At 69.2% G+C, this 18710-nt stretch carries 21 protein-coding genes, 2 tRNA genes and 1 other RNA gene; 12 read left to right on the top strand and 12 right to left on the bottom strand.

The annotated features are described in order from the left end of the window. Nucleotides 1-351 (bottom strand): YbaB/EbfC family nucleoid-associated protein, encoded by a 351-nt coding sequence (locus ID574_RS13220; RefSeq protein ID WP_188189080.1) that lies wholly within the window; start codon nt 349-351, stop codon nt 1-3. Between the two features lie 435 nt (nt 352-786). On the opposite strand from ID574_RS13220, the gene ID574_RS13215 reads away from it, so the two are divergent. Next, a complete protein-coding gene (locus ID574_RS13215; protein ID WP_188189079.1) occupies nt 787-2274 on the top strand; it encodes a helix-turn-helix domain-containing protein in 1488 nt (495 codons plus the stop codon). 589 nt (nt 2275-2863) lie between these two features. Here ID574_RS13215 and ID574_RS13210 read toward each other — a convergent pair. Both ID574_RS13210 and ffs read right to left on the bottom strand, forming a co-directional pair. Next, nucleotides 2864-5308, bottom strand: coding sequence for a DNA polymerase III subunit gamma and tau (locus ID574_RS13210; RefSeq protein ID WP_188189078.1), 2445 nt, complete (start codon nt 5306-5308; stop codon nt 2864-2866). A gap of 31 nt (nt 5309-5339) precedes the next feature. Then, nucleotides 5340-5435, bottom strand: an RNA gene (gene ffs, locus ID574_RS13205) — signal recognition particle sRNA small type. A gap of 104 nt (nt 5436-5539) precedes the next feature. Between ffs and ID574_RS13200 the strand changes: the two genes are divergently transcribed. Next, nucleotides 5540-5627 (top strand) — tRNA-Ser (locus tag ID574_RS13200). A 143-nt stretch (nt 5628-5770) separates the two neighbouring features. Here ID574_RS13200 and ID574_RS13195 read toward each other — a convergent pair. Next, nucleotides 5771-6193 carry a hypothetical protein gene (locus ID574_RS13195; RefSeq protein ID WP_188189077.1) on the bottom strand — a complete coding sequence of 141 codons (423 nt, stop codon included), beginning with the start codon at nt 6191-6193 and terminating at the stop codon, nt 5771-5773. Between the two features lie 126 nt (nt 6194-6319). Between ID574_RS13195 and ID574_RS13190 the strand changes: the two genes are divergently transcribed. Further along, on the top strand, nt 6320-6649 hold the full coding sequence (locus tag ID574_RS13190; protein WP_188189076.1) for a hypothetical protein: 330 nt from the start codon (nt 6320-6322) through the stop codon (nt 6647-6649). A 33-nt stretch (nt 6650-6682) separates the two neighbouring features. Here the strand turns inward: ID574_RS13190 and ID574_RS13185 are convergent, their stop codons facing one another. Further along, complete coding sequence (locus ID574_RS13185; protein ID WP_188189075.1) at nt 6683-7324, bottom strand: LysE family translocator; 642 nt, start codon at nt 7322-7324, stop codon at nt 6683-6685. A gap of 144 nt (nt 7325-7468) precedes the next feature. Between ID574_RS13185 and ypfJ the strand changes: the two genes are divergently transcribed. The 3 genes from ypfJ to ID574_RS13170 all read left to right on the top strand — a co-directional run bounded on the left by ypfJ (nt 7469) and on the right by ID574_RS13170 (nt 9049). Continuing rightward, nucleotides 7469-8299: a KPN_02809 family neutral zinc metallopeptidase gene (ypfJ, locus tag ID574_RS13180; protein ID WP_188189074.1), complete on the top strand. Its 831-nt coding sequence runs from the start codon at nt 7469-7471 to the stop codon at nt 8297-8299. A gap of 48 nt (nt 8300-8347) precedes the next feature. After that, a complete protein-coding gene (locus ID574_RS13175; RefSeq protein ID WP_043615040.1) occupies nt 8348-8644 on the top strand; it encodes a type II toxin-antitoxin system VapB family antitoxin in 297 nt (98 codons plus the stop codon). Nucleotides 8645-8749: 105 nt separating this feature from the next. Next, nucleotides 8750-9049, top strand: coding sequence for a hypothetical protein (locus ID574_RS13170; RefSeq protein ID WP_188189073.1), 300 nt, complete (start codon nt 8750-8752; stop codon nt 9047-9049). Nucleotides 9050-9102: 53 nt separating this feature from the next. Here the strand turns inward: ID574_RS13170 and ID574_RS13165 are convergent. The 4 genes from ID574_RS13165 to ID574_RS13150 all read right to left on the bottom strand — a co-directional run bounded on the left by ID574_RS13165 (nt 9103) and on the right by ID574_RS13150 (nt 10680). After that, a tRNA-Ser gene (locus ID574_RS13165) sits at nt 9103-9189 on the bottom strand. 10 nt (nt 9190-9199) lie between these two features. Continuing rightward, nucleotides 9200-9673 carry a tRNA adenosine(34) deaminase TadA gene (gene tadA, locus ID574_RS13160; protein WP_223166716.1) on the bottom strand — a complete coding sequence of 158 codons (474 nt, stop codon included), beginning with the start codon at nt 9671-9673 and terminating at the stop codon, nt 9200-9202. Beyond that, nucleotides 9670-10146 (bottom strand): tRNA adenosine deaminase-associated protein, encoded by a 477-nt coding sequence (locus ID574_RS13155; protein ID WP_188189072.1) that lies wholly within the window; start codon nt 10144-10146, stop codon nt 9670-9672. The genes tadA and ID574_RS13155 overlap by 4 nt, the downstream gene beginning before the upstream one ends. An 18-nt stretch (nt 10147-10164) precedes the next feature. Next, entirely contained in the window at nt 10165-10680 is a 516-nt protein-coding gene (locus ID574_RS13150) for a tRNA adenosine deaminase-associated protein (protein ID WP_442939284.1), read from the bottom strand. Nucleotides 10681-11041: 361 nt separating this feature from the next. Between ID574_RS13150 and upp the strand changes: the two genes are divergently transcribed. The 5 genes from upp (at nt 11042) to ID574_RS13125 (ending at nt 15071) form a co-directional block, all read left to right on the top strand. Beyond that, the gene (gene upp / locus ID574_RS13145) at nt 11042-11680 is read left to right on the top strand and encodes a uracil phosphoribosyltransferase (protein ID WP_188189070.1); all 639 of its coding nucleotides are present in this window, start codon (nt 11042-11044) and stop codon (nt 11678-11680) included. 166 nt (nt 11681-11846) lie between these two features. Continuing rightward, entirely contained in the window at nt 11847-12071 is a 225-nt protein-coding gene (locus ID574_RS13140) for a hypothetical protein (protein WP_188189069.1), read from the top strand. Between the two features lie 251 nt (nt 12072-12322). Next, the gene (locus ID574_RS13135; protein ID WP_188189068.1) at nt 12323-12856 is read left to right on the top strand and encodes a PH domain-containing protein; all 534 of its coding nucleotides are present in this window, start codon (nt 12323-12325) and stop codon (nt 12854-12856) included. 96 nt (nt 12857-12952) lie between these two features. After that, a complete protein-coding gene (locus tag ID574_RS13130) occupies nt 12953-14296 on the top strand; it encodes a helix-turn-helix domain-containing protein (protein ID WP_188189067.1) in 1344 nt (447 codons plus the stop codon). Nucleotides 14297-14396: 100 nt separating this feature from the next. Next, a complete protein-coding gene (locus ID574_RS13125; protein ID WP_188189066.1) occupies nt 14397-15071 on the top strand; it encodes a FadR/GntR family transcriptional regulator in 675 nt (224 codons plus the stop codon). Nucleotides 15072-15257: 186 nt separating this feature from the next. Here ID574_RS13125 and ID574_RS13120 read toward each other — a convergent pair whose 3' ends face one another. Next, on the bottom strand, nt 15258-16094 hold the full coding sequence (locus tag ID574_RS13120; RefSeq protein WP_188189065.1) for an SDR family oxidoreductase: 837 nt from the start codon (nt 16092-16094) through the stop codon (nt 15258-15260). After that, nucleotides 16091-16378 (bottom strand): antibiotic biosynthesis monooxygenase family protein, encoded by a 288-nt coding sequence (locus ID574_RS13115; protein WP_188189064.1) that lies wholly within the window; start codon nt 16376-16378, stop codon nt 16091-16093. The genes ID574_RS13120 and ID574_RS13115 overlap by 4 nt, the downstream gene beginning before the upstream one ends. Before the next feature lie 62 nt (nt 16379-16440). Between ID574_RS13115 and ID574_RS13110 the strand changes: the two genes are divergently transcribed. Then, entirely contained in the window at nt 16441-16893 is a 453-nt protein-coding gene (locus ID574_RS13110) for a MarR family winged helix-turn-helix transcriptional regulator (protein ID WP_188189063.1), read from the top strand. A gap of 701 nt (nt 16894-17594) precedes the next feature. Here the strand turns inward: ID574_RS13110 and dnaN are convergent. Then, the gene (gene dnaN, locus ID574_RS13105; RefSeq protein WP_188189062.1) at nt 17595-18692 is read right to left on the bottom strand and encodes a DNA polymerase III subunit beta; all 1098 of its coding nucleotides are present in this window, start codon (nt 18690-18692) and stop codon (nt 17595-17597) included. Nucleotides 18693-18710 lie beyond the last annotated feature (18 nt).

The raw sequence follows: 18710 nt of genomic DNA, 5'->3' as shown, positions 1-18710 counted from the left end.
TCAGAAGCCTGGCAGTTGTCCGAGGCCGCCGCCACCCAACCCCTGCGCAAGCGGGCCGAGTTTTTCCTGCTGCAGGTCGGCGGCCGCGCGAACGGCGTCGCGGACGGCCGCGATCACCAGGTCGGCGATGGTCTCCGCCGTGTCCTGCGGGTCACCGGCGTCGATCACGCTCGGATCGATCTTGAGCTCGAGCAGCTCACCCGAGCCGTTGACGACGGCCGTGACCAGGCCACCGCCGGATGAGCCCTCGATCTGCGCGTCGTTGAGCTCCTGCTGGGCGCTCACAAGCTGCTGCTGCATGAGCTGGGCCTGCTCCAGCAGCTGCTGCAGGTTGACATCCCCTGGGTTCACCGTCGTGCGCTCCTCGTGGCTCTTCGTTCTTGACTGCCACGAGCCTACGGTGTTTAGGGGGCGACATGTACTGGTGGCCCACCCTTTCGCGCCGCGGCGTCGGCATTTTCGCCCGGCGGGTCACGTGAGACCCGTGTTTCCCGTCTCAGGTGCCCTATGGGGCCGATGTTCCTGCCCGCCGGGTAAGACCTGTCTGATTCTTGCGTATAAGACAGGTCTGCTGTTCTGGCCGGGTCCCGGCCCCCCTCCAGTGTCCGAGACCCGGCCATCACGCCGACGGAGCGGCCGCACCACGTCGACGCGTTGAGCCAGCACGCTAGCCGAGCCAACGTTGCACACACGTTGCGTTCATTCAAACACCCTCCGCAACCCCCCGAACAGGTTGCGCAGATCGACCGCAAGGCGGATGCTCTACATGACTACTTGGAGTGACCGATGAGTTACGCCCATCTCGACGCGTACTCCCGCCTACTACGCGGAGCGCAGGAAGCCGCGGCGACAGGCCGGGTTTGGCCGGAGTCGCCCCGCAGCCTGATCGAGGCGTCCTGGCGCCGTTCGCTGGCGGCGGGGATCGACTTGGAGGGGACGAGCGCCCCCCTCGTGTGCGATTTGTCGTACATCGACGACATCCGCCGTGACCACCCGCTGCAGCCGCTGCTGCCCCTGCTCGCCGAGACGGTCTCCGGCCTGGCCCGCGAGACCGGCCACGTCATGATCATCACGGATGGTCAAGGCACGGTGCTGTGGCGCGAGGGCGGCAACGCCATCCTGCGCCGCGCCGACCAGATCGGCCTGGCCGACGGCCACCAGTGGGAAGAGAGCGACGTCGGCACCAACGGCATCGGCACCGCCCTCGCGACGGGCCGGCCGGTGCACGTCTACTCGGAGGAGCACCTGATGCGCGTCCTGCACGTCTGGTCGTGCAGCGCCGCCCCCATCAGAGACCCCGACTCGGGGCGGATCGTCGGCTGCGTCGACGTCAGCGGGACCGCGCGCAGCCTGCACCCCGCCACCGTCGCGCTCGTCGGCGCCGCGGCCAAGCTCGCCGAGAACCAGCTCGCCGTGCGCATGTACGAACGCGACGAGCGTCTGCGCCGGCGCTACGAGTCCCTGCGCGGCCGGCCGGGCATCCTGCTCTCACCCACGGGCCGGGTCATCGCCGGCGACCCGGCGGGCCGCCTCGGCTCGCGCGTCCCGCTCTGGGACGACCCAGACATGTCCGGCGACCGGCTGCGCCTGCCCGCCGACTCCGGCGAACGCCTGCGCCAGTCGGGGCAGCGCATGGTCCTGCGAGACGGCACGGTCGGCCTGCTGGAGCCGTTCTCCGACGGCTACCTGCTGCGCACCGTCCCGACCGCGACGCCTCCCGTGCTCGCCCTCTCCTTCCTCGGCGAGCGCCCGCCGACCGTCTCCTTCGGCGACCGCGAGCAGACGCTGTCGCTCCGGCACGCCGAGATCCTCGCCCTGCTGGTGCTGCACCAGCACGGGCTGACGGCCGAGCAGCTCTCCTTTCACCTCTATGGCGACACCGGCAACCCGGTGACGATCCGAGCGGAGATCCACCGGCTGCGTGCGCAGCTCGGTAATGCCATCGCGGCGAAGCCGTACCGGCTGGCGTGCCCGGTCGAGGCCGACTTCCTCGCCGTACGCCGCCATCTCGCCGCAGCCGACCCGGCCGCTCTGGTCCGGGCGTACAAAGGGCCGCTGCTGCCGCGGTCGGAGTCGCCGGAGATCCGGCGCGAACGGGACGAGCTGGAGGCCCAGGTCCGCGCCTGCCTGCTGCGGCACGGCTCGCCGGAGCACCTGTGGGCGTACGCCCAGACGGCCGGTGGGCACGACGACTACGAGGTGCTCGAACGCCTGGCCGCCCTCCCGCCGACGGACTCCCGCTCCGCCGCCGCCCGCACCCGCCTCCTCCCCTGACCCCACCCCACGCCACCAGCGCCCGCCGTTGACCACCACCGTCACCAACGGCCGCCGCGTCTTTCGACCGCCGTTCATCGACCAGGGCCGGCGCGCTCTCACCCATCGGCACCACCACGCCGGGCACTCCCGACGCCGCCCACGTCATCGACGGTCACCACACTGCCCCACCAGCCGCGCCAGCACTGCCGGCCGCGCCTCCAACGCCACACGCATCACAAGCGACCCCCACACTGCCACCGCGCCCACCGCGTGCGTCGACAGCACCCTGCACCTGAGCGGCACAACCGGAATCCCACGGCGCCGACGGGCTGGCTCTTTCATCGTTTCCCCACGCCACCGCGTCTGTCGACAACCGTCCAGGCCCAGACGGCCACTACGCCCGTCAAGCCCAGCCGACTGACTGACGGCCGCCTCGTTACCGGCGCCGTCGCCCGGATCACCAACGCCCGCTCGCTGACGCCGCGCGCGCATGCATACGCCGGCGCCGGTCCTGAAGCCATCATCCCGGTGGCCCTCGGTCTGAGGGCTGCCATCCAGCGGTGCCCGGCCGCGCAGAGTGGGGCGGGCTATGGCGAGCCCGGGGGCGTCAGGTGTGGTCGATCTCGCCGATCACCCGCGCGCCGAGTTCCCGCTCCAGAAGCGCCATGCCGGAGACCACATCCACGTCGGCGTCCGCATCGTTCAAAGGGTCGACGTCATCGGTGTCGGGCGTCTTGTTGCGACTGGGAACGGTCTCCGGCCAGGCCGCCGTGGTGCTCCCACGGGTCGACGCGGCACGGGGCCCCGACTGGGCGGCCGCCTTGGCGGCGGATCTGGCGGCGGCCAGGCCCGCACCCGGCTGGGCACCGGCGGCGGGGACGGTTCGCGTGGGGTCGGGCGTCGGCGGGATGCCGGGGCCGGGGTCGTCCGGGGCGTCGGGCCAGGACTCGTCCGTGGTCGGCCGCCCTGGAGGCGCCGCCGGAGGTTGCCCGGGATCCTGCGTCCCCTGGTCGTCGTGAGAGGTGCCATGTGAGGCCGTACGTCCTTGGGGACCCGACATGCCCTGAGGGCGGGTCGTCGACCCCTGCCCAGCCGGACCAGTCGCTCCTCCGTGCCCACCCGGGGAGGCAGGCGAGCCGTGCGACGGGGGCTGCGGGGGACGGCCACGGGTGGCCTGCGGAGGCGGGGCGTTGCCGACGACGGCCTCGACGCGCCAGGTGCCGCCGAGCACGTCGCCGAGCGCGCTCGCCACCACGGCGTCCTTGCCACCGCCCGTGAAGTTCTTCATCGCGCCGACCTGGCTGAAGCCGAGCGTGACCAGGTTGCCTTCCACGCCCACGACCTGGGCATTGGTGCTCACGTTGGCCCACACCACGATGCTGCGCTGCTTGAGCGCCGCCAATACGGCGGGCCACTGCTGTTGCATGACGCCCAATCCGGCACCCGCCTGCCCACCACCGGAAGTCGGCTGCGCGCCGCCCGCCACCGGGGACGCCGACGCCATGCCACCGCCGGAAGCCGCGGCGGGAGCGCCGGGCCGGGCCGGCTCCGGCCAGTCGTCCGCACCGGCCGAAGCAACACCGGAAGCAGAGGCATGAGGCTGAGCCGGCTGCGCGCCGGCGTGCGGCTGACCGGCGGACGCATCGCCGTGAGACGGGCCGGCAGGAGCGCCGCTCTGCGGCTGAGCAGCAGGAGCGTCGTGGCCGGGCGCCGGCTCCGCCGGGCCGGTGTGCGGGTGGCCGCCTGTGGCACGGGCCACCTGGTCGGCGCCCGTCGAATGAACGGACGTCGCGCTCGTACGGGGAAGCGGCACCGAGGCCGCACCGGGGACACCCGGCGTGGAAGCGGGACCGGGCATGCCCGAGGAAGAGGCCCGGGCGGCCATCTGGGCGACGGCGCCGCCGCGCTCCAGTCGTTCGAGCCGGGCGAGCAGGGCCTCCTCACCCTGTGAGGCGCCGGGGAGCAGCACCCGGGCGCACATGAGCTCGAGCAGCAGCCGCGGAGCCGTGGCCCCGCGCATCTCGGTGAGGCCGGCGTTGAACACCTCGGCCGCCCGTGTCAGCTCGGCGGGCCCCATCGAGGACGCCTGCTGGACGAGCCGCTCCAGCTCGTCGGCGGGCCGGTCGAGCAGGCCGCTGGAGGCCGCCTCGGGGACGTTGGCCAGGATGACCAGGTCGCGGAAGCGTTCGAGCAGGTCGGCGGCGAAGCGGCGCGGGTCGTGGCCACCCTCGATCACCCGGTTGACCGTGTGGAACACCTGGGCGCCGTCGCGGGCCGCGAACGCGTTGACGACCTCGTCGAGCAGGTCTCCGTCGGTGTAGCCGAGAAGGGAGACGGCCTTGGCGTAGGTGATGCCGTCTTCTTCGGCCCCGGCGAGCAGCTGGTCGAGGATCGACAGGGAGTCACGGGCCGAGCCGGCACCGGCGCGTACGACCAGGGGCAGCGCAGTCGGCTCGAACGGCACGTTCTCGGAGGTGAGGATCTCCTCCAGCAGCGCGCGGAGCGTCGCGGGCGGCATCAGCCGGAACGGGTAGTGGTGGGTGCGCGACTTGATCGTGCCGATGACCTTCTCCGGCTCGGTCGTCGCGAAGATGAACTTCAGGTGCGGCGGGGGCTCCTCGACGAGCTTGAGCAGCGCGTTGAACCCCTCGCGGGTCACCATGTGCGCCTCGTCGATGATGTAGATCTTGTAGCGCGCGGAGACGGGGGCGAAGAACGCCCGCTCACGCAGGTCGCGCGCGTCGTCCACGCCACCGTGCGAGGCGGCGTCGATCTCGATGACGTCGAGGTGCCCTGGACCGGTCGGGGCGAGCGCCACGCAGGACTCGCACACGCCGCAGGGGTCGGGGGTCGGGCCCTGCTCGCAGTTGAGCGAGCGCGCGAGGATGCGCGCGCTGGAGGTCTTGCCGCAGCCACGGGGGCCGCTGAACAGGAAGGCGTGGTTGATGCGGCCCGTACGCAGCGCCTGCCGCAGCGGGTCGGTAACGTGCTCCTGACCCTTGACCTCGGCGAAGGTCCCGGGTCGGTACTTGCGATAAAGCGCAAGGCTCATGCGACCATCCCGCCTGCGAGGGGGCTCCCAACGAAGAGACCCCCCGCACACCCGCCAGAGCCCGCTTATCCTTGCTGCCTTCCGGCCCTGGGGAGGTTCACAGGATGACGCCGCGCGAGGGGTCCTTCAACAGTCTAGCCGCCTGCGGCAGTGCTCGCTCCACGCTCCCGCCACCGATGAACGCGAAAAACGTGGTCTGCGTACACCCGCGAGTCCGGTAAGCTCGTCGGCGGAGGATTCGCCTAGTGGCCGAGGGCGCACGCTTGGAAAGCGTGTATAGGGCAACCTATCGGGGGTTCAAATCCCCCATCCTCCGCCAGCCCAGAAGGGGTGCGCCATGGTCATGGCGCACCCCTTCTGGCGTTCCGGTCTCCGTCTCGGCTGTTCGGACTGACAGACCCGGCCTGCCGGCCTCACAGCGGGGCCACGTGAGCCTCGCCGCCGGCCCTGAGGGCATGCGGATCAACAGTCGAAGACCGCCCACTTGATCCCCAGGTCGGCCAGCGGGCGCAACAGGCTGCGGTGTACGGAGCCGCAGGAGATTTCGCACTCCTCCTTCTCGTCGTCGTCATCGACGGTCACGATGAGACCCGGCGCTACGTAGAAGGACGTCTGGTACAGCGGCCACATCCAGGTCTTGAGCGGCACCCGGCGCAGCGCGCTGATCAGCTCGGAGGCGATCGGCGTCGGCACCGGGCCGCCCCCCGCGTGATAGGGCGCGTTCACCATGGCCTCGTACAGGGAGAACTGGAGCAGGAAGCCGCTCAGGCGTTCACGTTCGGCGTAGCGGTATTCAGGGTGCTCAATCGTCCAGACGGTCGGGTCGTCCTGAGAGAGGTCGAGCGACCAGCCGAAGCAGCCCTGGTTCTCGTAACCGAACTCCAACAGGCCGTCGGCGTCGGTGGACAGTTCCTCTGCGGGACAGATGAAGTTCTGGACGCCGAGGACATGCGGCCGCCCCTGAGCGAGCCGATAGAACTGGCCAGGGCCTCAGGGATACGGACCGATGGCGTGGCCGGCACCGCATCACTGGTCGGGCTGCTCCTGCTGTTCATCCTGCTGGGAAGCGCGCCGGCAGGCGCTGTGGGGAGCGGTCTGCCGATCGCTCTCGGCATCCCGCTGGCCACGATCCTGCTGATCGGGTTCCTGGCGATCCGGATCTCGTCCCGCCGGGGTTGGGTCCGCGCCGCCGGGCTGGTCGTCGAGCTCCTGCTGGTCCTGCTCGGGATCTGGGAGGTGCTCGGGGGCATCAGCCTCGGGAACGTGCTGGGCGTGTTGCTGGCCGCGGTGGTGTTCGGGCAGTTGTGCAAGTCGTCGTCGGCGACGTGGTTCGATCGGTGAGCGGGCGGGCCCCTGGAGAACGCGGGCGTCCGCTCAGGCGCTCACCATGGCCCGGGACCGGTCGGTGGCCATGTGGATCGCGAAGCCGCCGAGCACCGTGCCCATGACGTACCGCTGGACGCGCAGCCACAGGGGGCGGGCGGCCAGGAACGCCGCCAGGCTCCCGGCCGAAATCGCGATCAGGGCGTTGAACGTGGTCGCCACGACGATCTGCGTCGAGCCGAGCGCCAGGCTCTGCAGCAGCACGTTGCCCATGGAGGGGTCGATGAACTGCGGGAGCAGCGACAGGTACAGGATGGCGATCTTGGGGTTCAGCAGGCAGGTGACCAGACCCATGCCGACGAGCTTGGCCGGGCGTTCGGCCGGGAGCTCGCGGGGCTGGAAGGCCGACGTGCCGCCGGGCTTGACGGCGTTCCAGGCCAGCCAGAGCAGGTAGGCGGCACCGGCCAGCTTGAGCGCGGTGTACGCGGCCGGCACGTACGCGAAGACGGCCGTCAGTCCCAGACAGGTCGCGATCAGATAGATGCTGAGGCCGAGGACGACGCCGATCAGGGAGATCAGTCCGGCACGGCGGCCCTGGGTGATCGAGCGCGAGACCAGATAGATCATGTTCGGGCCCGGGGTGAGGACCATTCCCAGAGAAACCAGCGCGATTCCGATCAAGCCACCCGTCATGTCGGCAGATTATCTGACTTATCCGACATACACGACAGGAATTCCAGAGATGGCGGCATGGCGCGTCGCCCACGTTTTCAGGGGCATCCAGGCCGCCCTCTGGGGAAGAGGTCCATCCGGACACCCCAGGAAGGAACGTCGGCGATGGACTTCAGAGACCAGGTCGACCTCGATCCCTCGCAGGTGGAGGACGCCGGCGGCGGTGGATTCTCCGGCGGCGGCATCCCCGGCGGGATGATCATCGGTGGTGGCGGCATCGTCACCCTGATCACGCTCGTGTTGGTATTCGTGCTGAACAACGTGGGCACCGGCCCCGAACCCGCCCAGCGGCGGCCCCCTTCCGACCTCGCCGCCCAATGCCAGAGGGGCAAGGACGCCGACCAGTCCGAACGGTGCCGCGTGGTCGGCGTGGTCAACAGCATCCAGGACTACTGGAAGCGGGAGATCCCCGAATATCGCCCGTCCAAGACCGTGCTGTACTCAGGCCGGTTACGAACCGGATGCGGCGCCGCCAGCTCGGCCGTCGGCCCCTTCTACTGCCCCGGCGACCAACGCGTCTACCTCGACCTGAGCTTCTTCGACCAGCTCCACAGCCAGTTCGGCGCCAAGGGCGGGCCGTTCGCGCAGGCGTACGTGATCGCCCACGAGTACGGCCACCACGTGCAGGACCTCCTCGGCGAACTCGAGGCGGGCAGCTCGATCCCCGTCGAGCTCCAGGCCGACTGCTACGCCGGCGTCTGGGCGCGCAACGCGGTCACCACCGGCTTCTACGAAAAACCCTTCACCGAGGCCGAAATCGCCGAAGCCCTCGACGCGGCGGCGGCGGTAGGCGACGACAGAATCCAGCAGCGCACCCGCGGCAGAATCGATCCTGAATCGTTCTCGCACGGCACCTCCGCGCAACGTGTCGCCGCCTTCCAGCGCGGCTACAAAAACGGCTCGCCCGCCGACTGCGCGCAAGCCGACCTGGGGTGACGTGGCCGCACAGCGCGAGCAATCAGAATCTCTCCTAAAATCAGTGGGGTGATCTTCAAGCTTGTCGGCGACGGACGCCCTTATCCCGACCACGGTCTGACGAACCGAGAGTGGGCGCAGATCCCTCCACGGCAGGTCCGGCTCGACTCGTTGATCACTACGAAAGCCATGCTGGACCTGCACTCGCTGCTCGCCGCCGACTCCACCTTCTACGGGGATCTTTTCCCGCACGTGGTCCAGTGGCAGGGCGAGCTTTATCTGGAGGACGGTCTGCACCGCGCGTTGCGCGCGGCTCTGCACCAACGATCGATCCTGCACGCCAGGGTCCTGGAACTACCCAACTGAGAAAGGAAAAGGGAGTCGCGATTCGCGGCTCCCTTTCTCGTGTCAACCCACATGGCGCCTCGCGCGTCACAGCAGCGTCTTTCAACATCATTTTGGGAGAATGCCGTGTGGTATCCGCAGCAACCACCGCCGCATGGATACACGTACGGGTACGCGTACGACCACGGCAATCACCTGCCGCCGCCCAAGACGGGCAACCTGGAGCTGATCCTGCTGCTCGCCATCGGGCTGCCCATGTTGGTGCTGGCCGTGGGCAGCGCGGTGTTCTTCGTGCTCACCGACCGCGGCACCGTGACCGTACGCGACACGCTGGGGACCGAGACGACCGACGAGGCGCCGACGATGCGGCTCGATCCCGGCACGTCGCCGCCGGGCAGCACGCCCCAGCAGAGCCCGGTCCAATAGCCCGGGAACAAGCGAAAGGGCCCCCGAGTCTCCGGGAGCCCTTTGGCGAACGGCGGTGGTGGTGGGATTTGAACCCACGGATGAGTTGCCCCATCACACGCTTTCGAGGCGTGCGCCCTCGGCCACTAGGCGACACCACCGCGAATGAGCTTACCGGATCCGCCGAGTGGCGAAGAACCGCTTTAGGACGGCCGAACACTCCTCCGCGAGCACGCCCATGACGACCTCGGGCCGGTGGTTGAGCCTGCGGTCGCGTACGACGTCCCAGAGCGAGCCCACGGCTCCGCCCTTCTCGTCGACCGCCCCGTACACGATGCGCTCGACCCTGGCCTGCACCGCGGCCCCGGCGCACATCGTGCACGGCTCCAGCGTCACCACGAGCGTGCACCCGCCCAGCCGCCACTCTCCTCGCGCCGCGGCCGCCCGGCGCAGCGCGAGTACCTCGGCGTGGCCGGTGGGGTCGGCGGTGGACTCGCGGTCGTTACCGGCCGCTGACAGGACCTCGCCGCGCTGGTCGAGCACCACCGCGCCCACGGGGATCTCCTCCCTGGCGGCCGCCGCGGCGGCCTCCGCCAGGGCCAGGCGCATGGCTTCCTCGTGGGTCACGGTGTCGCGGGGCGTCAGCGCAGCCGGTCGAGCTCGTCGGCGAACGACAGCCGCTCGGCGATGACCGACAGGATGTCGGCGGGCAGCATGCCCTCCTCCATGCTGAGCTCCAGCAGCTCCTCCGAGCTCACGCCCAGGTCGCTCAGCAGCTCGAAGTCGCCGGCCGGGCGCACGCCGAGCCCGTTGCCCTCTTTGTCCGGCGCCACCCCGGCGAACTCTGCGAACAGCTCGCCCAGGCTGTCGGAGACGATGGCATGCACGTCGGAAAGGAAGACGCGCGGCTCGTCCTCGCCCCGGTAGCGGGCGATGGCGAACCACTCGTCCTCGACCTCGACGCACAACAAGGCCAGCTCGTCGCCGCTCAAGCCGAGCGCCTCCGTGACGGCGTCGCCGAAGTCGTCGACGATCTCAGCCTCACTCAGATCGACCTCGGCGCCGCTCCAGCCGTCGGAGGTCCTCACAAAAGCCGCAGAGAAGGTGTTGGACGCCATGTCCGCGCTCCAGGGGGTTCAGCCGAAGACCGATTCGATGGCACGCTCGAACGGCTCGGAGAAGCCGAGCCGCGCGGCGATGCTGGACAGCACATCTTCGGGCAGCAGATCAATGTCGCCGGAGAGGATGCCCAGCTCCATCTCGTCCAACCCGAGATCGGCGAAGATCGACAGATCTCCGGCGGGGAGCACGGTCTCCTCGTCCTGGAGGATCTCGTCGAGCTCCTCCTCGTCGGGGACGGGCACGTCGAGGTAGTCGAGGACCTGGCGGGCCAGGGGGAAGTCCCACGAGGCGGCGATGTCGGACAGGAAGACGTCGACCCGATCGCCCAGGACCCGCAGCGCCACGAAGAACTCATCCCCCACGGCGACCAGGCCGATCGTGCCGCTCTCGCTCGGCTGCTGCCGCAGAGCGTGGATCAGCCCTTTCAAGTCGGACGTGAGCGTGACCGGCAACAGCTCCGCATCCCAGCGATCGTCCTCGCGATAAATCACGATGGCGAAGTCGAGCGCGTCTTCGTCTGTCATCGCCATCCCCACCCGACCTCTGACACGACAGATACCACCAGCACCCAATCGTTCCAGAACCGGCGACTAGGCGTGTGCCTCTCCGACCAAATTGTGATCAAAACCAATGCCGCTGGAGCGGCGAACGGTCAGGCCCGAGAGCGGTAGCTTGCGTGACCAGCGAGGGCCCAGTGAGCGCGACCATCAAACACAGAGCGGCGAACGGTCAGGCCCGAGAGCGGTAGCTTGCGTGACCAGCGAGGGCCCAGTGAGCGCGACCATCAAACACAGAGCGGCGAACGGTCAGGCCCGAGAGCGGTAGCTTGCGTGACCAGCGCGGCCACCCAACTCGTGCCGCCGGGTTCCCCACCCGATAGCGTTGTCCTCTATGGAGACCCTCGTCGTCGATCATCCGCTCGTGGCTCACAAGCTCACCACGCTGCGCGATGTCAGCACCGACTCGCCCACCTTCCGCAGGCTCGCGGACGAGCTGGTGACGCTGCTGGCGTACGAGGCCACCCGCGACGTGAAGGTCATCGACGTCACCGTCGAGACGCCGGTCGCGCCCGCCAGGGGCGTGCACCTGGCCAAGCCCTACCCGCTGGTCGTTCCGATCCTGCGGGCCGGGCTCGGCATGCTCGACGGCATGACGAGGCTGCTGCCCACGGCCGAGGTGGGGTTCCTCGGCATGATCCGCAACGAGTCCACGCTGCAGGCGGAGACATACGCCACGCGGCTGCCCGACGACCTGTCCGGGCGGCAGTGCTTCGTGGTCGACCCCATGCTGGCCACGGGCGGCACGCTGGCGGCGGCCGTGCAGTTCCTGTTCGACCGGGGGGCCGTGGACGTCACGGCCATCTGCCTGCTGGCCGCCCCCGAGGGGCTGGCGTACATGGACAAGGTGTTCGCCAACTCCGGCAAGCCGATCCGGGTGGTGACCGCCGCCCTGGACGAGCGGCTCAATGAGCACGGCTACATCGTGCCGGGCCTCGGCGACGCGGGTGACCGCCTCTACGGCGTGGTCTGAGGGCGTACGGGCCTTTGGACCGGTCCTGATGCTCCCCGCAATCGTCACCCTGCGTCGTCGCTTCGTTACATAATGTGGTTGGGTGGGTACGAAGAGACAGGAAGGCAACTTCCGCATGCGCGTGGGGGAGCACGATGAGCGACATGCCCGGTGCCGAGGTGTCCTCGTGAACGAGCACATCGAGGCCAATCCGACTCCGTACGCGGAGGTTGAGGCGGTGCTGTGCGAGGAGTTCGCCGGCGTCCACTCCACGACCACGGTGACCCGCTGCGTCGAGGCGGCGCACTACGGTGCACTGGAGGTCACCGGCTACGCCCATCCGAGCCTCGTCGAACGCATCGCGCGCAAGCACCTTCACGTCCTGGCCCTGGTGGCCAGCGAACGCGGCTAACAAGATCAGAACTAAGCCGCCAACTCACCTTTACCCGGGCACCCGGGTGGGTAATGTAGTTGGCGGGTGGAGTGGGTAAGTGGCACGGAGGCGACGGTGCAGGTCAAAAAAGTCCTCACATACGGTGGTATCGCATTTGTGGCGTACTACCTGCTGGCCCGACCAGCTGACGCCGCTGACGCGGTGAAGGGGGCGTTCGACATGGTCTTCGACGCGGGCGACTCGCTGGCCCAATTCGTGAACAACCTGTCATGAGACTTGTGACCCACGGGGACTCCGCCCCGGCGTCGGTCAACCGCTACCTCCTCCCCCACGAACAACAAGTCCTCATGGTCCGGCGGCACCCCGCCATCCTGCTCCGCCCGGTCGCCGAGGTTTTCGGCGGCTTGATCCTCGCCGCACTCCTCAGCAGGTTCTTCGGCGGAGAGGGTGCGGGCGGGACGGCCCTGGTGGTCGTCTGGTGGCTGTGGCTTCTGCTGCTGATCCGTTTCGTATGGAAAGTCGCGGAGTGGTCGGTCGATTACTTTGTGGTGACTTCCAAGCGGATGTTGCTCACCACGGGCCTCATCACGCGCAAGGTCGCAATGATGCCCCTGGGCAAGGTCACCGACATGAGCTTCCAAAGATCTCTTCTTGGGCGCATGCTCGGTTACGGTGAGTTCATCCTGGAGTCGGCCGGTCAGGATCAGGCTCTGTCAACGGTCGAGTACATTCCGTATCCGGAGACCCTGTACCTGGAGGTCTGCCAGATGCTTTTCCCCAGCAAGGACGACAGCGACGATTAATCTCCCCGCGGCAAATTCTTCACGCGGGGATACCAGATTCGGCTACTTCATGCAATCATTGCGTGTTGTTGACCCTTCCCCGCCTTGAGAGATGAGATGCCGAGTCAGGGAACCATCGGTGACCGCGTCCGTGGATTGCGGCTGAACAGGCGGATGTCGCAGGCCCAGTTGGCCGGACCCGACCTGTCTGACAGTTATGTCTCGCTCATTGAGTCGGGTAAGCGCACGCCGACTCCTGTCGTGGCTCGGCTGCTCGCCGAGCGGCTCGGATGCACCACCGAGTTCCTCCTTCACGGGATCGAGCCTCGGCAGCGCATCGACACCGAGCTAGGGCTGCGGCATGCCGAGCTCGAGCTCCAGCACGGCGACCCCGTCATCGCCGCCGACCGCTTCACCGAGATCGTGAAGGCGGCCGACGAGGAAAACGCCATGCTGACGGCGCAGGCCCGGTTCGGCAGGGCGCGTGCTCTCGAGGCCCAGGGTCGTCTCGGCCAGGCCGTGGAGGCGTTCGAGCGCCTGCGCAGGGAAGCGGCCGCGCACCCCGAGCGGCTGGCCGACCTGCCGCTCACCATCGCGCTGAGCCGCTGCTACCAGCGGGCGGGCGACCGGCTGCGGGCCCGCGACCTGGCGGCCTACGCCCTGGAGCAGGCCGAGCGGCTGTCCATCAACGAGGGCGAGATCTCCATCGACCTGGCCGCCGCGCTCGTCGAGGCACGCGGCGAGCGTGAGAGCGACTCCCCCGAGCTGGCGTACGTCAAGCGGGTGCTCGACACGGCCGGCGTTCCGCACGTTGTGGACCGTTCCGGAGAGATCCACGCGCTGTGGCACGCGAGCGCCGCGGCCGCCGCCGGGGAGGACTCCGCGCTGGCAGTCCGCCTGGCCGACGACGCGATCATGGCCGGCCGCGAGTCCCGGCTGGCGCTGCAGCTCGCCCGGGCCGCGATGCACTGGTCCCGGATCCCCACGGCGCCGATCGACGAGGCAGAGCGGCTCATCGCGGCCGCGTCCAAGGTCTTCGCCGCCTTCCCCACCACCACGCGCGAATACGGCGAGAGCCTCGTCGTCCACGCGCGGGTCCGGCTGCGGGCGGGCGACGCGGCACGCGCCGCCGAGCTGGCGCACGCCGCGCAGGAGCTGTCACCCGACCAGGCCGGCACAACGCCTGCCGAGGCGCGTCTCCTGCTCGCCACCGTGGCGCTCTCCCAGGGCGGGGACGCCGCCGCAGACCTCGACACGGCACAGCGGATGCTCAACGGGCTGGACCGGTCGGTGTTCGGGTCTGACCGGCAGGCCGCCCGCTGCTGGCGGGAGCTGGGCGACCTCTATGGCAGGGTCGGGTCCGTGGCTCAGCAGACGGCCGCATATCGTAAGGCGCTCGAAGCTGCCGGAGTTCGCTCCGCCATGGCGGGGGTGACGGCTGGCGCCATAGTTTCTCGCTGATCTCCGGAAGCTTCCAGATTTGGCGTTTTCAGTCTGGAATAATTAGGGTCTACCAGTCATTGACTCATAGGATGATTGGTTTCCCCGGAGGAGGCGGACTGTGAGTCTGCGTACGGCGCAGCGGGCTTCGCTCGTCGACCAGGTGATCGACCAGCTCAAGGAGCAGATCACCTCAGGGACGTGGCAGATGAACGGCAAGATCCCCACCGAGACGGTGCTCGCCGAGCAGCTCGGGGTGGGCCGCAACACCGTTCGCGAGGCCGTACGCGCGCTCACGCACGCCGGGCTGCTGGAGTGCCGTCAGGGCGACGGCACTTACGTCCGCGCCACCAGCGAGCTCTCAGGCGCCATGCTGCGGCGGCTGAAGCAGGCCGAGCAGCTGGAGATCCTGGAGGTGCGCCGGGCGCTCGAGGTCGAGTCCGCGCGCCTGGCCGCCACCCGGCGCACGGACGAGGACATCGTGCGCATCGAGGCCGCACTGGCTGAGCGCGACCGCGCCTGGGAGCTGGACGACCCCGACCTGTTCGTCGAGGCGGACCTGGCCTTCCACATGGCGGTCGCGCACGCCACGCACAACCTCGTGCTCATCGACCTGTACGAGGACTTCTCGGCGGCGCTGCGTGCCAGCATCACGGCCGCCGGGACGTCGCTGAACAAGAGCTACATCCCGCACGACGCGATCGCCCGGGCCATCGCGGCCGGGGACGCTTCGGCGGCCGAGCGGGCGGGACACGCCTGCATGGAGCACATCCTCATCGCCCTCACCGAGTCCTGACCCGTCGGCCCGTCCCTGTTGACGGGCGGATGCGGTTAATGGGCATCCGTCCATTGAAGCGTCTGCGGTTCTGGAGTCCACGGCCGCCTGTCGGCGTGGTCCTTTCGCCTGCCGCCAATCGCCCGTCCGCCGCCTCCCCTCCCTCCTGGAGACAGCGCGGTGGGCGCTGTCTCCAGAGCGTGGTGGTCAGGGGCGGATCTGGGCCGCGTGATCCTTGGCGAAGTCGGTGAACGACCTGCCGGGGCGGCCCATCACCTCCTCGTACGTCGAAGTGGTGAAATCGCCCCACCCCTGCGAGTACGCCGTGAGGTACTCCCTGTTGACCGCGGCCATCCATTCCGACAGCCCGGCCTCCAGCATCGAACGGTAGGCGTCGTCCGGCGTGACCGGCTGGTAGGCGATCGGCGTGCCGTACACCTGCTCCAGGTCAGCGGCCGCCTCCCGTAGTGAGATGCTGGCCGGGCCCGTGAGAGTGTAGGTCTTGCCCTTGTGCGGCGTGGGGTCACGCAGGACCGCGGCGGCGAAGTCGCCGATGTCACGCACGTCGATCAGGCCCAGCCTGCCCTCGCCCGTCGCGCCGTAGAGGGTGTCGCCGTTGACCGAGCCGAAAAGGTTCTGCATGAAGAAGGCCGGGCGGATGACGGTCCAGGCGAGGCCCGAGGCCGCGAGCTCGACGTCGGAAAGCGCGTGCAGCCGGCCGTTGCGGGTCGGCGCGTCGTGGGCCGCGCCGACGGCCGACATGCGCACCACGTGGCCGACTCCAGCCTTTCTCGCCGCCCAGACGGCGTTCATGCTGGCATGCGGCGCCTGCGGGCCCATCGCGGTCAGCAGCCACAACGTGTCCACACCCTTGAAGGCCTGGTCGAGCGTGGCGGGGTCGTCCAGGTCGCCCACCGCCACCTCCACCCCCGACGGCGCCTTCGCCGCGTCGCGCACCAGCACCCGCACGTCGTGCGTGTCGCCCAAGGACCGCAGCACAGCGCTGGAAACGGTGCCGTTGGCACCGGTGATCAAGATGGTCATCGTACTGTCCCCTCTTCCATGGAAACGAGTTCGTCGATCAGGTCGAAAAAGGCACGGATGCCAGGACGGTTGGCGCCCTTGGCACGGGAGGCGGCGAAGTCCTCCGGCGTACGCCACTCCACGATGTCCAGCCACTCGTCGTCGGACACGCGGACCAGCTTGGCGCCCAGGAATCCGGCCCGGTCGGCCTGGAAATCCGCGATCATCCCCGGACGGGCAGCCAGGAGCTGGTCGGCCCGGTCGGGAGAGACGCGGAACCTGGTGAGTTCCACCGTTGTCGTCATGCCACGACAGTATAGTAAGAATTAGTGACCGTCAAGATTAGTGACTAAATGGAGCGTGTGAGGTGCGCAGGAGTCAGCGCAAGCAGGAGGAGCCCGATCTCGGCATCCTGTCCAGCCGTACCCTTTTCAGCCTGCAGCGGGAGATGTTCACCAGGCTGAGCGAGCAGGGGCATCCGGAGGTGAGGCCGCGGCACGGTGCGGTGATGGCGTATCTGGACGAGGAAGGCAGCAGGGCCACCGACCTGGCGGCGCAGTCGGGGCAGCATAAGCAGGTCATCGGCACGCTGGTGGACGAGTTGGTCGAACTCGGGTACGTCGAACGCCGGCCGGATCCGGCCGACCGCCGCGCCAAGTTGATCGTGCCCACGGAGAAGGGGCGGGATCACATGGCCAAGTCGGACGCGATCGTCGCGGCCTTGGAGGCGGAACATGCCCGGGCGGTGGGTGAGCAGGCGTACGCCGACTTCAAGCGGGTCTTCAAGCTGGTCGCCGACCGCCAGACGACCACGGACTGAATCGGCCCACCCCAGCCCACCCCCGTCAGCCCCTTTGCCGGCATCGGCGGCCAGGGACGTCGGCCTCCCGCAGCGTCCCTCCACCATCCCCCCGCCACCGTGTCATAGCGCCGCCTATGCGGAATGTGGGTGCAGGAGCACGCGGTGCAGGAGCAGCCAGTGTATAAGCACGGGGCGTATGAGCACGGGGCGCCGATGCGCGGGGGCCGAAGCAGGGCCGAAGCAGGGCCGGAACACCCGGCACCGGGCACCGAAGCAACAGGGCGCCGGAACGGAGTGCAGGAGCACGGGCGCCGGAACACGGGAGGTGCCGCAGCTGAAACGACTGTGCTGCCGTTGTGGCGTGTGGGGCTGGCCGCCGTCCGCATTGCGCCGGACCCCGCCGTGTGCCTTCTCGCCGACACGGCGCGTCAGGGGTGAGGGCCCTGTCGGGGGTGGTGCATGGTGGCGTGCGAGATGGCGGCAGGGCTCCCCCTGCGGCGTGACCTCGTATCCCGACGGCACGGCGGCGCGCGTGGTGGTAGCGCGTGACCCGGTGGGGCGGCGGCGCGGCGGCCCAGTGCACCCTGCTCTGAGCCCACCGCACAATGCGCCCCGCTCTATGGCCCGGACGTCACTGGGGAGCAGGTGGCAGGCCAGAGCCGACGGACCATCGGCACGTCAGGCAGTCCCGCTGGGACGTTCGCCCCGGCGGGTGAGGCTCAGCTTTGGCGGAGGGACATGACCAGGTAGCGGAAGGCGGGCTGGGCGTCGCCTGGCACGTCCTGGATGAGGGCGGGCCGGGTGGGTGACTCCAGGTTGATGCGGGCCAGATCCGTCTCGATCCCCACCAGCCCGTCGAGCAGGAACTGCGACTGGAACGCGATCTGGATGTCGTCCCCTCGAAGCTCGCACTCGACCACCTCGGTCCCGCGCCCGATGTCGCCCCCGCCGGCCTGGATCAGCACCTGCCCCTGCGTGAACGACAGCCGGATCGCGGTGTTGCGCTCGGCCACCAGGGCCACCCGCTTTATCGCGTTGACGAACGGCGTCACAGGCACGTCGGCCCTGATCGACCAGTCGGTGGCCAGCCTGGAGCGGTAGTCGATGAACTGCTCGTCGAGCAGCCGCACGGTCGTGCTGCGCCCCACGCTCTCGAACCCGGCCACCCCATCGCCCATCGCGATCGACACCTCGCCGCCGCGCAGCGACTTGGCGATCTCGACCAGCACCCGCGCGGGCACCATCGCCGACACGGCAACGTCGGCCCCGGCTGGGCGCCAGGTGAAATCGCGGGCCGCGATGCGGTAGCGGTCGGTGGCCGCCATCGCCACGGACTCGCCCTCGATGTCGACGCGGATGCCGGTGAGCATCGGCAGCGTGTCGTCGCGGCTGGCGGCGGGGGCGACCTGGGCGACCGCGGAGGCGAACACGCCGCCGCCGACGGCGCCGATGCTGGGCGGCATCGTCGGCAGGGTCGGAAAGTCCTCGACCGGCATGGTGACGAGCCCGAACTCGGCGCTTCCGCAGGTCAGCACCGCCTCTTGGCCTTCGGTGACGATCTCCACGTCGTCGGCGGGCAGGCTCCGGCTGATCTCGGCCAGCAGCCGGCCGGGGATCAGCACGCTGCCCTCCTCGGCCACGTCGGCGTCGATCGCGGCCCTGGCGGAGACGTCGTAGTCGAACGCGGACAGGCTCAGCTCCTCGCCTGCCTCCAGCAACAGCCCGGACAGGACCGGCACCACAGGGCGGCTGGGCAGGACTCGAGCGGCCCATGCCACCGCCTCTGCCAGTACATCGCGGTTAACACGGATTTTCACCTGTTACACCCCTTCGTC

This window comes from Nonomuraea sp. SYSU D8015, assembly GCF_008065375.1.
Taxonomy (GTDB): Bacteria; Actinomycetota; Actinomycetes; order Streptosporangiales; family Streptosporangiaceae; genus Nonomuraea.
Note: the sequence above shows the minus strand (reverse complement) of the source record. Positions and strands in the feature narration are given on the sequence as shown.